The 13,450-nt window shown below is 60.7% G+C and carries 14 protein-coding genes; 10 read left to right on the top strand and 4 right to left on the bottom strand.

Annotated features, from left to right (window positions below; all coding sequences use genetic code 11):
* Positions 1-4 precede the first annotated feature (4 nt).
* A complete protein-coding gene (locus tag EJV47_RS15690) occupies positions 5-298 on the bottom strand; it encodes a hypothetical protein (RefSeq protein WP_126694119.1) in 294 nt (97 codons plus the stop codon).
* 66 nt (positions 299-364) lie between these two features.
* On the opposite strand from EJV47_RS15690, the gene EJV47_RS15685 reads away from it, so the two are divergent.
* The 5 genes from EJV47_RS15685 to rnr all read left to right on the top strand — a co-directional run bounded on the left by EJV47_RS15685 (position 365) and on the right by rnr (position 7,198).
* Entirely contained in the window at positions 365-1,003 is a 639-nt protein-coding gene (locus tag EJV47_RS15685) for a lipoprotein signal peptidase (RefSeq protein WP_126694118.1), read from the top strand.
* A gap of 106 nt (positions 1,004-1,109) precedes the next feature.
* A complete protein-coding gene (locus EJV47_RS15680; RefSeq protein ID WP_126694117.1) occupies positions 1,110-1,556 on the top strand; it encodes a hypothetical protein in 447 nt (148 codons plus the stop codon).
* Positions 1,557-1,574: 18 nt separating this feature from the next.
* Positions 1,575-1,961 (top strand): DUF7831 domain-containing protein, encoded by a 387-nt coding sequence (locus EJV47_RS15675; RefSeq protein WP_243651184.1) that lies wholly within the window; start codon positions 1,575-1,577, stop codon positions 1,959-1,961.
* Positions 1,962-2,060: 99 nt separating this feature from the next.
* Complete coding sequence (locus tag EJV47_RS15670) at positions 2,061-4,064, top strand: ABC transporter ATP-binding protein (protein ID WP_243651182.1); 2,004 nt, start codon at positions 2,061-2,063, stop codon at positions 4,062-4,064.
* Positions 4,065-4,528: 464 nt separating this feature from the next.
* Complete coding sequence (gene rnr / locus EJV47_RS15665; RefSeq protein WP_126694114.1) at positions 4,529-7,198, top strand: ribonuclease R; 2,670 nt, start codon at positions 4,529-4,531, stop codon at positions 7,196-7,198.
* Positions 7,199-7,365: 167 nt separating this feature from the next.
* Here rnr and EJV47_RS15660 read toward each other — a convergent pair whose 3' ends face one another.
* Complete coding sequence (locus EJV47_RS15660) at positions 7,366-7,971, bottom strand: hypothetical protein (RefSeq protein WP_126694113.1); 606 nt, start codon at positions 7,969-7,971, stop codon at positions 7,366-7,368.
* Between the two features lie 216 nt (positions 7,972-8,187).
* Here EJV47_RS15660 and EJV47_RS15655 point away from each other — a divergent pair, with 216 nt between their 5' ends.
* The 3 genes from EJV47_RS15655 (at position 8,188) to EJV47_RS15645 (ending at position 10,215) form a co-directional block, all read left to right on the top strand.
* Positions 8,188-9,165 (top strand): polyprenyl synthetase family protein, encoded by a 978-nt coding sequence (locus EJV47_RS15655; RefSeq protein WP_126694112.1) that lies wholly within the window; start codon positions 8,188-8,190, stop codon positions 9,163-9,165.
* A 33-nt stretch (positions 9,166-9,198) separates the two neighbouring features.
* Complete coding sequence (locus EJV47_RS15650) at positions 9,199-9,834, top strand: rhomboid family intramembrane serine protease (RefSeq protein ID WP_126694111.1); 636 nt, start codon at positions 9,199-9,201, stop codon at positions 9,832-9,834.
* Between the two features lie 177 nt (positions 9,835-10,011).
* Complete coding sequence (locus tag EJV47_RS15645) at positions 10,012-10,215, top strand: PLDc N-terminal domain-containing protein (RefSeq protein ID WP_165903783.1); 204 nt, start codon at positions 10,012-10,014, stop codon at positions 10,213-10,215.
* Positions 10,216-10,307: 92 nt separating this feature from the next.
* Here the strand turns inward: EJV47_RS15645 and EJV47_RS15640 are convergent, their stop codons facing one another.
* Positions 10,308-10,937, bottom strand: coding sequence for a DUF2939 domain-containing protein (locus EJV47_RS15640; RefSeq protein ID WP_126694109.1), 630 nt, complete (start codon positions 10,935-10,937; stop codon positions 10,308-10,310).
* A 326-nt stretch (positions 10,938-11,263) separates the two neighbouring features.
* On the opposite strand from EJV47_RS15640, the gene EJV47_RS15635 reads away from it, so the two are divergent.
* Together EJV47_RS15635 and EJV47_RS15630 are read left to right on the top strand one after the other, a co-directional pair.
* A complete protein-coding gene (locus tag EJV47_RS15635) occupies positions 11,264-12,112 on the top strand; it encodes a glycerophosphodiester phosphodiesterase family protein (protein ID WP_126694108.1) in 849 nt (282 codons plus the stop codon).
* Positions 12,113-12,406: 294 nt separating this feature from the next.
* The gene (locus tag EJV47_RS15630) at positions 12,407-12,781 is read left to right on the top strand and encodes a DNA-binding transcriptional regulator Fis (protein ID WP_126694107.1); all 375 of its coding nucleotides are present in this window, start codon (positions 12,407-12,409) and stop codon (positions 12,779-12,781) included.
* A gap of 334 nt (positions 12,782-13,115) precedes the next feature.
* Here EJV47_RS15630 and EJV47_RS15625 read toward each other — a convergent pair whose 3' ends face one another.
* A complete protein-coding gene (locus tag EJV47_RS15625) occupies positions 13,116-13,433 on the bottom strand; it encodes a DciA family protein (protein ID WP_126694106.1) in 318 nt (105 codons plus the stop codon).
* Positions 13,434-13,450 lie beyond the last annotated feature (17 nt).

Below are 13,450 nucleotides of genomic sequence, written 5' to 3'. Positions count from 1 at the left end.
GCTATTAGAACGTCATGTCGAGCGAAGTCGAGACATCTCGCTGGATAGTAACTCCCTTATTGAAAAGGATTTCACTACCTGCCATCAGCACGCGAGATGTCTCGACTTCGCTCGACATGACGTTCTGCGGGGCGAGCTGAATTTCAAACGGACAACTCCCGTTAAATTCGCCGCCCGGCACACCGGCGCACAAAACGCCGGCCAAATAGTCTGAAACAGTCCAAAATCCCCGTTTCCGGCCCGCCCAGGCCGCATCCATCAGCATAAATCCCCGTCGAGTTTTGTGCCGGGGCAGCATAAGATTGGGGTGAGCGTTGTGCTTTGCACTGTGCAATTCCGCCCCGGTCGCCAAATCAGCGAATTCATGAAATACTGGAAGTACTACCTGTTTGCCCTGCTCGTAATTGCCATCGACCAACTCTCGAAGTGGGCCGTGCACACCTACATGCAGCCGGGCATGCCGGGCGAAATCAAGCTGATTGGCGACTGGGCCAAGCTCCATTACACCCTGAATCCGGGCATGGCTTTCGGCGTGGAACTGCCGCCGCCCTACGGCAAAATCATCCTCACGCTGTTCCGCCTGCTAGCCGTGACGGGCATCGGCTACTATATATTCCGCCTCTGGAAAACGCATGCCCCAAAGGGCCTGATCTGGTGCATTGCCGCCATCCTGGGCGGGGCCATCGGCAACCTGATCGACTCGATTTTCTACGGCATCGTCTACAACAACGCCCCCTTCGGCGCGCCCACGCCCTGGCTGCACGGGCAGGTTATCGACATGCTCTACCTCGACCTCTACGAGGGCTTTTTACCCGCTTCCTGGCCGCTGGTGGGTAACATGCACCTCTCGCTCTGGCCCATCTTCAACATCGCCGACTCGGCCATTTTCCTGGGCGTAGTCTTCATCCTGCTGAACCAGACGCGGTTTTTCCAGCACCACGAGGAGCAGAAAGCCCAGCCGAACGAGCACCGGCCGGACGCTGAAGCGGCGGAGGTGGTGTAGAAGCTAGTTAGACGCTGATTTTCAACAGCCCGCGCCAAATGGCGCGGGCTGTTCTATTTTTGTGGGGAGAGTTACTGTTCTTGTATATCACTTGATAGCCAGTCGTATGAAAAACTATATAACCCTTTTTTGTGGCATTACACTATATCTGATTTCAACTTCAATATCGGCTCAAAGTGCCCAAGTCGAACGACTACTCTATGAAATTCCGGTTCTCATTACGCCAAGCGGTGAAGAATTGAGTAGTCATCGTAAAATCAGCGGAAATCAAAACCATTGGTATTCGATCAAGCCGTTCATTTTTTTAAATGGCCTGTTGGTTCCAGATGAGGATATATTCACGTTCGGTACTCGAATCATAACGGCAGAAGACCTGATTGCGGAACTGCCTCTCGAAAAAGTGCGGAAAGTAGACTTCGTAAAACCAGCAGAAGCCTTAGTGCTTTATGGTCAGCAGGCACAATTCGGCGTCATCCGAATTACAGCCAAACGTTCTGAAATAGAGCGTAAAATTCGCCACTACTGGAAGAAGCAGAGCAAAAAGACCGTTTAGCAACTTGATTTATCCTTGATGCTCCGCAAACAGAAATTCATCACTCGCGAAGACCTGCAGGCCAACCCAGACACGCTCTACGTCTTCGGCGACAACGAGCGGCGCCGCGGCTACGGCGGGCAGGCCAAGGCCATGCGCGGCGAGCCCAACGCGGTAGGAGTGAGGACCAAGCGCAAGCCCGCCCGTACCGCTCCCGACGACTTCTGGACCGACGCCACCTACGAGCAGAACTGCCGCTTTATCGACGAGGACTTGGCGCCGGTTTTCGCCCACCTGCGCGCCGGCGGGCCCGTCGTGCTGCCCGAAGACGGCCTGGGCACCGGCCTAGCCGAGCTGCCTACCCGCGCCCCGCGTACCTTTGCGTATCTGCAGGAGCAGTTGCAGCAGCTCGAAGCCTTCGTTTAAGCGCTTTTTAGCCCTTCTAAGCGCAGCAAAGCACACGGCCCGCGCCTCACCCCACAATCGTCCACGAAATCCGTGCAATCCGTCAAATCCGCTGAATCCGTGATTCTCGACGTCCGCGACCTGACCATCGAATTCGCCTCGCAGTACGGCCTGACGCGGGCGGTGGAAGGCGTGTCGTTTCAGCTGCGCGCCGGCGAGACGGTGGCCATTGTGGGCGAGTCGGGCTCGGGCAAGTCGGTGACCTCACTGGCCATGCTGGGACTGATTGCTATGCCGCCGGGCCGGCTGAGTGGGGGAGAGGCGCGGTTTCAGTCGGAGGCCCTGGGCGGCGAGGTGGATTTGCTGCGCCTCAGCGAAGCCGAGCTGCAAAAGGTGCGCGGCAACGAAATTTCGATGATTTTCCAGGAGCCGATGACTTCGCTCAACCCCGTGCACACCTGCGGGGCGCAAGTGGTGGAGGCCCTGCGGCTGCACACCCCGCTGAGCAAAGCCGAGGCGGAGGCCCGCACCATCGAGCTGTTTACCGAAGCCCAGCTGCCGCGGCCGACGGAAATCTTCAAGAGCTACCCCCACGAAATCAGCGGCGGGCAGAAGCAGCGTGTGATGATTGCCATGGCCATGGCCTGCCAGCCCGCCGTGCTCATTGCCGACGAGCCCACCACCGCCCTCGACGTGACGGTGCAGGCCCGCATCCTGCAGCTCATCGACGATTTGCGCCGGCAGCGCAACACCGCCGTCCTCTTCATCACCCACGACCTGGGCGTGGTGGCCGAAATTGCCGACCGCATCCTGGTGATGTATCGCGGCAAAGTGGTGGAGCAGGGTCGGGTGCTCGACATCTTTACCAACCCGCAACACCCCTACACCAAAGGCCTGCTGGCCTGCCGCCCAAAACTTTCAATCGGCCGAAAAAAACTTCCGACGGTGGCCGATTTCATGCAGGAAGACGCCACCGGCGCCTTCTCCGTTACTGCAGGTGCCGCGCTGCAAAGCCCTGCAAACGAACTAGCTGCGCAAACCGTTGAGTCTCCTCAGAACGGCACTGACATTGACAAAATGTTCCCCGTGGAACATTCTGCCGTTCCACGGCCCGACAGTTCCCTCTCCGGCTTCGAAACCGCGCCGCTGCTGGAAACCGGGCAGGTGCCACCAGCCGCGGCTGTGCCCGTAGCAGCGCCGGTTCCGGTTGATTCATCGGCCCCCTCGTTCTCCGCCGGCGGTGGTAAGGCTTCGAGCCCGGCTGCCATTTCAGCTGCGCCGGCCACGTCATCGGCCGATGACGTGCTGCTGCGCGTGCAGGATCTGCGCGTGTACTACCCGGTGCGCAAGGGCTTCCTCAGCCGCCAAAAGGAATACGTGCGGGCCGTCGACGGGGTGAGCTTCGATATCCGCCGGGGCGAAACGGTGGGGCTGGTAGGGGAGTCGGGCTGCGGCAAGACCACGCTGGGCCGGACGCTCTTGCGCCTGGTGGAACCAACGGCGGGCCAGATTCTGTTCGAAGGCGACGACTGGGCCAAGCTCTCAACCGGGGAGCTGCGCCGGCGGCGTCGCGACTTTCAGATGGTCTTCCAGGACCCCTACGCGGCGCTCAATCCGATGCTCACCGTGGGCGAGGCTATTTTGGAGCCCATGCGCGTGCACAACGTCGGCGGCAGCCGGGCGCAGCAAAAGGCGCGGGTGCTGGAGCTGCTGCGCACCGTGGGGCTGAAGGAGGAGCACTACCTGCGTTATCCGCACGAGTTCAGCGGCGGGCAGCGCCAACGCATCTGCATTGCCCGGGCGCTGGCTTTGCAGCCGAAGTGCATCATCTGCGACGAATCCGTCTCGGCGCTGGATGTATCGGTGCAGGCCCAGGTGCTCAACCTGCTCAACGACCTCAAGCGCGACTTCGGCATCACCTACCTCTTCATCACCCACGACCTGTCGGTAGCCCGCTACATGTCGGACCGCCTGCTGGTGATGAGTGCCGGGCAAATCGTGGAGCAGGGCCCCGCCGCCGATATCTACGCCAACCCCCGGCACGAATACACCCAGCGCCTGCTGGCGGCCATTCCCAAGGATACGCCCGAGGATATCCGGGCGGCCGTGGCGCGGCGGCAGTAGCGCGAAGCTCTGCTTCGCGTTTCGTTGCTGACGTTTGCTTGACGACCGTTTCAACGATTGTCGTTCAGCGATACGCGAAGCAGAGTTTCGTGCTACATCATTACAGCCCGTTTAAGCCCTCCGATTCCTTTGCCCTCATTCCGCCGCGCCAAATAACCCAAGCGCAGCGTATAGCGCCTGAAAACCCCTAATACAATCCTCGCTGCCCTACGCGTATCATCCTTCGCAGCGCCCTACTGACTGCTGATATATTCAGAAGTTCTTTTCTTTCGCACAACTTAACCTGGTCAGGCCTCGAACACTAGGCCGACCGCCCCGCGCCGGACGCAACAAAATCCGCCCGACGCGCATATTCATCCCGCAGGCCCGCCCACCGTGGTGCGCCGATTGGCCTGCCTTTTTTCCGCTAACTCGCCGCCCGTCAGAGATACCCAACAGCAGCCCGGCGGCGACCCTTTTCAACCATGAAGAGAAACAACGACTCGGACGCCCCGCGCCCTCAGCGCGACCCGGCCCGCCGCCGCGACCAAGCCGCTCAGCCGGCCGTCATCAACAAGACCCAGGTCTTCCGCATCTTCGCCGACAACCCTGGCAAGGTGTTCAACTACCGCCAACTCTCGCGCCGCCTCGGCGTGGTCGATAAGCAGCAGCGCGACGACCTGTTCGACGTGCTCAAGGCGCTCCGGAAAAGCGGCCACATTGCCCTGCTTCAGAACGACGACTACCGCCTCGTGGAAATTCCCGGCCGTAGCTCCGCCGAACAGCGCCCCGACCACGACCAGTACGCCGAGCAGCCTCAGCCCGCTACTGAGCGCGCCCCGCGCCGTGGCAAGCCCGCCGCTGCGCCGGCCGCCACGCCCGACGGCGGCTACCAGCCCCGCCGGCAGCGCCCGATGGAAACGCCCGGCGAGGAGCTGGAAACCGGCGGGCCCATTGTGCACCGCCGCCGCTCCGCCGGCTTCGACATGCCCGGCACCCACGACCGCAGCCACCGCCCCGGCTCCTACCGCGAGCGGCGCGAGTCGGGCTACCAGGCCGGGCCGACCATCACCGGCACCGTGGACCTGGCCACGCCCAAGTTTGCCTTCATCGTGAGCGAGGAGCTGCCCGAGGATCTGCGCATCTACACCGACCGCCTGGCCTTCGCCATGGACGGCGACACGGTGCGCGTGCGCCTCGGCCAGAACCGCGACGGGAAGCCCACCGGCGACGTGGTCGAAATAGTGGAGCGGGTAAAAGAGGAAGTCGTGGGCCGGCTGCAGGTGCAGGGCGGCTTCGGCTTCGTGCACCCCGACTACAAGAAGCTCTACTTCGACGTGTTCGTGCCGGGTCACGCCCTCAATGGCGCCGAGAACGGCGACAAGGTGGTGGTCAAAGTCACCGAGTGGCCCACCGACCCCGGCCGCCAGCCGGTGGGCGAAGTGGTGCGTAGCTTCGGCCCGGCCGGTGGGCACGAGGCCGAGATTAACGCCATCATGGCCGAGTACGGCCTGCCCTTCGAATTCCCGGAGGAAGTGGAAGCCGAAGCCAACGTCATTCCGGCCAGCATCAGCCAGGCCGAAATCAGCAAGCGCCGCGACTTCCGCCCCGTCACCACCTTCACCATCGACCCCGTCGATGCGAAGGACTTTGACGATGCCCTCTCGATCCGGCAGCTGGAAAACGGCCACTGGGAAATCGGCGTGCACATCGCCGACGTGACGCACTACGTGCAGCCCGGCACCCGCCTGGAAAAGGAAGCCAAGCACCGCGCCACCTCGGTGTACCTCGTGGACCGCACCATTCCGATGCTGCCCGAGCGGCTGTCGAACGGGCTTTGCTCGCTACGGCCCAACGAAGACAAGCTGACCTTCTCGGCCGTGTTCGAGCTCGACGAAAAAGGCAAGCTCTACGACTCGTGGTACGGCCGCACCGTCATCCACTCCGACCGCCGCTTCACCTACGAGGAGGCCCAGGAGCGCATCGAGTCCGGTGAGGGCGACTATGCCTCGGAAATCAACCTGCTCAACTCGATTGCCAAGAAGCTGCAGGCCGAGCGGTTCCGCAAAGGCGCCATCAGCTTCGAGGCGCCGGAGGTGAAGTTCAAGCTCGACGCCGACGGCAAGCCCATCGGGGTGTTCATCAAGGAGCGCAAGGACGCGCACAAGCTTATCGAGGAGTTCATGCTGCTGGCCAACCGCAAGGTGGCCGAGTTCGTGTTCCGCCTCAAGCCGCGCAAGCCGCGCCTGACGATGGTGTACCGCACCCACGACGCGCCCGACCCCGACCGCCTCGAAAACTTCGCGCAGTTTGCCCGGCAGTTCGGCCACTCGCTGCAGTTTGGCGAAGGCGGCAAGGACGTGAGCAAGCAGCTCAACAAGCTGACCGCCGACGTGGAGGGCAAGCCCGAGCAGTCGGTGATTCAGGCGCTGGCGGTGCGGGCCATGTCCAAGGCCATCTACACCACCGAGCCGCTGGGCCACTTCGGCCTGGCCTTCGACCACTACTCGCACTTCACTTCGCCCATCCGTCGCTACCCCGACATGATGGCTCACCGCCTGCTGGAGGACTACCTGCACGGGGCCAAGAGCGCCGACGCGGTGGAGCTGGAGGCCGACTGCAAGCACTCCTCGGAGCGTGAGAAGCGGGCGGCCCAGGCCGAGCGCGCCAGCATCAAGTACAAGCAGGTCGAGTTCATGGCCGAGCACGTGGGCGAGCAGTTTACCGGCGTGGTATCGGGCTTCAACGAGCGCGGCATGTACGTGGAGATGGGCGAGACCAAGAGCGAAGGCATGGTTCGCCTCTCCGACATCGACGAGGACTACTTCGAGTACGATAAGGAGCGCATGCGCATGGTGGGCCAGCGCACCGGCCGCATCATCAAGTTTGGCGACAACGTGCAGGTCATCATCAAAGCCGCCAATCTGCTCGACCGCACCATCGACCTGGACCTAGTAACGGCCACGACCGGCACCAACCAGCGCCGCGCCGGCCGCTCGAAGTCAGACGGCTACGCCGCCCGCGACGAGAGGGGCAGCGGTGGCCGGGGCCGGAGCGGCGGTGGCCGCGAGGGTGACAACCCCGCCCGCAACCGTCCGCCCAAAGCGGGCAAGGGCGGAGGCGGCAAGAAAGGCCGCAGCCGCTTCCACGGCTAACACCGAAACGGCCCCGCCGGCACTGCGCCGGCGGGGCCGTTTCGGTGTTAGCCGCTGGTGATTCTACCGACCCGTGTGTTCCGGCTCAAAACCCTTCAGCTTCGCCGTACGACAACGGCCCCGCCGGTCCTGCCAGCGGGGCCGTTTGGCCGGGGAGTTGAGGTGAATTATTGCCGTTCCCAGACGGAGCCGTTGTACTCCTCAAATCGGATAATGCCGTCGGCCTTGGTGAGGAAGATGCGCACCGGCTTGCGGGGCTGCACGGCCGGGTTGGTGGGCGCCGGGCCCTGCACTTCCAGTACCTGCTGGTAGGTGCGCCCACCGATGGTGCGCGTCGGCAGAGTGGCGTTGCCGGTTTCCACCTCAATCAGGGGCAGGGCGAAATAGCCCCCGTCCCAGCCGATGGAAGCGTCGAGGTAGTTGGAGGAGCCCAGTGGCGCCTGCATGATAAAGCTGTAGAAAGCACGGTCGGCCGAGTCGGCCCGGCTGATCCGCACGTCGGCGGCTTCACGGTAGTAGGCCGGGCAGAGTGAGCTTTTGGAGTTGTGGCCTACCATGCCCACGTCGCGCTTGTCGACGCGGTACGTGCGCACGCGGCCGGCGGCGTTGCGGAAGCGCCACTCGGTGCCGGGCGCAAACGGATCGGCCCAGCCCCGGACCGCATCGGGCAGAGGATACTGGGGGAGGTTGTCGGTGTCGCAGGCTTCGTCGCAGCTGCTGGCGACGAGGGCGGTGGCCAGCAGGCAGAGCGGGGCAAGGGAGCGGAGGCGCATGGGGAATGGCGGTGGAATAAGGCTGCCCGGCACGGGTGGCCGGAGCGTAGTGCCCCAGGGAGCCAACAGGCGCTGCAATGGTTGGATCGGGATGCAATATTTTTCTGCGCGGCCCGGCAGTCCTGTCTGCCGCTGACCCGCGCCGCCGCGGCGAAAATCCCGTACACCCGCGTGCCCTCCGTACCTTGCCGGGGCATCATCTGCCGCCCTTATTCCGTGGACCTTTCCCGCTTCTTCACTCCCCTTACCGACGCCCTCGCCGCCCTGCAATACGGCGAACAGCCCATTGAGCTGTACGAGCCCATCCGCTACAGCATGAGCATGGGCGGCAAGCGCATTCGCCCCCTGCTCACCTTGCTCGGGGCCTACCTCTACTCCGACCAATGGCCGCAGCTGGCTCTGAAGCCGGCCTGCGCCGTGGAAGTCTTCCACAACTTCACCCTGCTCCACGACGACATCATGGACCAGGCTCCGCTGCGCCGCGGCCAGCCCACCGTGCACGTGAAGTGGAACCCCAACGTGGCCATCCTCTCCGGCGACGTGATGCTGGTGCGCGCCTACGAGCTGCTCTTCGACATCGAGCCCACCTTGCTGCACGAAGCCCTGCAGCGCTTCAGCCAGACGGCCGCCGAGGTCTGCGAAGGCCAGCAGCTCGACATGAACTTTGAGACGCACGCCCAGGTCAGCATCCCCGAATACCTCGACATGATCCGGCTGAAAACCGCCGTGCTGCTCGGCTTCGCCCTGGAGCTGGGTGCCCGCCTCGGCGGCGCTACCCCGGAGGATGCCGACCACCTGCGCCGCTTCGGCGTGGCCATCGGCGTGGCCTTCCAGCTGCGCGACGATTTGCTCGACGTGTACGGCGACGCGGCCACCTTCGGTAAGCGCGTGGGCGGCGACATTGTGAGCGACAAGAAGACCTACCTGCTCCTCACCGCCCTGGAACGCGCAAACGAGGCCCAGGAAGCCACGCTGCGCCAGTGGCTGGGGCAGAACTCATCCGAAACCGCCGAGGCCAAGGTGCAGGCCATTACGGCCGTTTACGATGCCCTGGACATTCGCCCCCGCACCGAAGCTCTCATCAACGACTACTTCCAGGATGCGCTGGCTCACCTCGATGCCGTGCAGGCACCCGCCGAGCGCAAAGCCTTGCTCCGCGGCCTGGCCCTGCAGCTGATGGAGCGCGAAAGCTAAATCCTCCGTTTCCTTTTTCCTCCCTACCTGCTCATGCCCGACTTCCTCGACGTGTCCATTCTGTTGGCCGTCCTCACCAGCATCATTTCCATCTACGCCTGGTCGCACCCCGAGCTGTACGACCGGTGGATTATGTCGCCCTACCTCGTGCGCAAGCGCGGCGAGTGGTACCGCTTCCTCAGCTCCGGCTTCCTGCATGCCGACGTGGGCCACCTGCTGTTCAACATGATTGCCTTCTACTCCTTTTCCCAGCTGGTGCAGATGATTTTCGGCGCCTACTTCGGTGAGCTGATGGGAGCGGGCCTGTTCGTGCTGCTGTACTTCACCGGCATCATCGTCTCCGATATTCCGTCCTACCTCAAGCACCGCACCGACTACGATTACCGCAGCCTGGGCGCCTCGGGCGGGGTGGCCTCGGTCATGTTTTCGGCCATCCTGTTCAATCCCCTGGGCAGCATCCGCATCATGTTCCTGCCCATCGATATTCCGAGCTTCATTTTCGGCATCCTCTACCTCATCTACTCCTACTACCAGGGCCGCCGCATGGGCGACAACGTCAACCACGACGCCCACTTGTACGGCGCCCTCTACGGCATCCTCTTCACGCTGGTAGCTATTCCTAAGTCGGCCCTGATATTCTGGAGTCAGATAAGTGATAAATATCTGTAAATCAGATGTTTTTATGACTGTTGAGGTCGTTTCTATATCCATTGGCAGATACTTGGCGTAAGAGAAGCCCGAAATCCTTCTCCTTACTCCAAACCAAGCACCACCATGAACCGCTTTCTTGCTTCAACCTCTGCCCTTAAGCCATCAGCAGGGCTGCTAGCTTTCTTCTCTGCCTTTATGCTCAGCAGCTGCAGCCGTCGCACCGCCGGTGGTAGCCTCACGCTCTGGGGTGGCATCTACTACGTGCTGGCCTTGCTCTGCATCTTGGATATTTTCCGCCAGCCCTGGAGCCTGGGCAAAAAGCTGCTCTGGATTCTGATCTGCTTCGTGCCTTTCGGCATCATCATCTACTTCCTTTTCTCCGGCCGCGGCAAAGCCTGATGTACTGAGGAGCCCAGTCCCTCAAAAAGAAACGCCCCGTTGCTACTATAGCAACGGGGCGTTTCTTTTTGAGGGGCTTTACCAGCCGCCGGTTAGTTCCGGCCGCCCAAGCGGCGCTGCTTTTCCAGTCGTGCCACGTGGCCCAGCGTCTGACCAAGGTTGGTAATTTCCGTTACCTGCCAGTAGTCGCCCCGGTCCCGCATCTTCACTTCCAGCACCATTGTGGTGTCGTACTTGGGCTGCGTAAACTCCAGCCCCACCAAGGCCTGCTCGCCCTGTTCGTTCACGTACTTCACGCCCTTGAAGCTGCTCTCCGGGCTGATAACCTTGCTGGCCAGTGCCGCCATCGAAACCTTTACGGTACGCTCCGGCTGGCTGGCTGCGGCGGCCTCCAACGAGCCCGTCTCCACGAACCGCTGCACTTCCTTGCGGGCGGCTTTAGCCAACTGCGGCTTGGCCAGACCCAGCAGCCCGCGCGTCACCAGTCCACCGCCAGGCACCACCAGGCCCATAGCTTTGCTTTGGTCGGCCACCTGGTCCACTAGGCTACCCGTGACGCTTTCCACGTCCACGTACTTTTCAAAGTTGCTCACGTCGTGGTCGTGCACGGCCTTAGCGGCCTGGCCCAGCGCAAACTTTGGTCCAGTTGTCACCTCCCGGTAATACAGATACCCTCCAATTACCACTACTGCTAGGGCCAGCAGCAACAAAAGCCGTTTCATACGCGGAAGCGTTAAATCAAATGACAGTCAGAAAATCTTAGCTGGCAAAAATACCAGATTGCGCCGCTTCCAGTCATTGCGCATCCGAATAGTCGCCCATGTTTTAGGCGGCTTTTTATAGCCCTATCTGCGAGCTAGCGGCGGCTTACTTGGCCCAACTTATAAGGAGCTATCCAGCACTTCGCGTAGCAGCATGAGCGAATACATATCAAGATAAGCAGGCTTCATCTGCGGGGGATAGGGCTGTTGGCACAAGCCGCAATGGTTTTCGCGGCGGCGAGTTGCCTGTTTGAGGCTGGCCGTAGGGCGGATTCGTATCTACCATTATGACTGATCTTCTCCGCTCTTCTCTACCCCTGATTTACGGCCACCGCGGCTGCCGTGGCCTGCGACCTGAGAATACGATTCCGGCCTTTCTCCACGCCCTGCAATGGCCCATTGATGGGCTGGAGCTAGACGTAGTCATGTCAGCCGACGGGCAGGTGGTTGTCTCGCACGAGCCGTGGCTAAACCCCGCCATTTGCTCTGCTCCAGACGGCGGCCCCATCACCCCGGATTTTGCCCGCAACTTCCGCTTTTATCAGCAGTCCTACGCCGCCATACGCCGCTTCGACTGTGGCCAGCGGCGGCATCCGGCTTTTCCGCAGCAGCTGTCCGTGCCGGCCTTTAAGCCTTTGCTGCACGAAGTTTTCGATGCGGTAGAAGCGCGCTGCCGCGAGCTGAAGCGTCCCGTTCCGGCTTACTCCATTGAGCTAAAAAGCACCCCGGAAGGCGACGGTATCGACCACCCCACGCCCGAGCTATTTGTGCAAGCCGTGGAGCAGGTAGTAGCCGCTTCGCGCGCGCTGCACCAGCGGACCGATACGCTCTACATGAGCTTCGACCACCGCGTGGTGGCCGCGGCTCGACGGCTTACCCGCCGCCGGGTTTGCTTGCTCGTGGAAGACCACCACCCACTAACAGAGCACATAGCCCAGCTCGGTTTTATACCCGAGGTATTGGGCCCCGACTATGAGCTCCTGACTCTCCGACTGCTGACCCGTTGCGCGGAGCTAGAGCTGCCCGTGGTTGCTTGGACGGTAAATGAAACCGCGCTGATAAAAAGTGTAGCAGCCCGTGGTGTACACGGTATAACTACCGACTACCCCAACCGGGCCGTTCAGGCCTTGCGGTAAGCGGCTAAAACCGCTGATTAAAGCTATGGTAGGGCAGTTGTTACAACTACCTATTAGGTCATAGCCCGAAAACCGACCGCAAAGCCAGTTTTAGTGGTGTATCTGACACGTGTTCAGTGTAAGTGTTACAGCGAGGTTGCTACACCGAGATACAACGTGTAATTGCAACACTGTAAAATAGCTTGTACTGTAACAGTGTAACGTAACACGTTGTTGTATTGTAATTGTTATTGTTTTGGTACATCTGATAAATTCAGCATCTTTACATTCTCGTACCGTTACGCAACTCTGTAAATGACACATCAAGGCGAAATCCTGCAGGAAGCCATTAAAAACAGCGGTATTTCCATTAGTCGTCTCGTGCAGGAGCTAGGTATTACACGCCCGACCATTTACCGTAAGTTCAAAGAGACAACGCTTGATTACAGTTTTGTCAAGCGTGTTGGCGAGGTGATACAGCATGACTTTACAAATGATTTTGATACACCTGTACAGTCTCAGTTGCACTTTACAAGTCAATATGTAACGCCTAGTCAGCCTGTTCGAGCAAGTGTGTTACAGCCTGTAGATCAAGACCCTGTGAAAGCGCTAATGGCCTTGCAAGCCAAATACATTGCCCTGTTGGAGGCCTATAATGAGCTGCTGTTAAAAGTCTACGGCCCCAAGTGAACAGTTGATGTTTCACGTGGAACATTGTGTTGCACGCTCGAGCAGGTAACACAACGGTTCAGTTACATGCAGGCCGGCTACCAGTGGCGGCAACAAAGCCACAGCAGGGTAGAGCCAGTCACGCCCCAGGCGGATTGCAAGCGGCAAAACGACTGCCGCAACTCACCAACTCTTGACCTGGCTCTGGGCTTAATGAACGCGCTAATTGATGAGCACTGCCGGCTCAAAAGACCCGAGTCGAAGGCTATGGGAAGCCGGGCGAACAGAGCACACCTCAGCGAGGCTCCCAGTGTTAATTCGAAGGCCGGCAAAAACAAAAGGATACTGCGGCCTCCTAGAGGAAAACGACTTCCTGAATCAGCACTTCGCCTACTTCCGCGTTGATGATATCGGCCACCTTGCTCTTCGCCATAAACAGCTCATGCTTGAGCGGGGCAGAAGTAAGGCGCACGAAAAGCTTGCCATTGCGGAAGTACACCTCTTGGGTTTTCAGCGCCACGGCCCGCCCCATGATTCGCTCCCAAGATGACACCACGTAGACCTCGTTCATCTTGCCCTGTAGCCGGTAGGCTTTCAGCAGCGCTTGGATGCCATCCTTCAACGACACGACATCCGCCTGGCGCGAAAACTCAGATTTATTGCGGGGCTTCAAGGCAGCAGGTGTCAAAA

The sequence above is a fragment of the Hymenobacter gummosus genome (assembly GCF_003970915.1).
In the GTDB taxonomy this organism is placed as follows: Bacteria; Bacteroidota; Bacteroidia; order Cytophagales; family Hymenobacteraceae; genus Solirubrum; species Solirubrum gummosum.
This window is presented reverse-complemented; position numbering and strand designations above follow the sequence as displayed.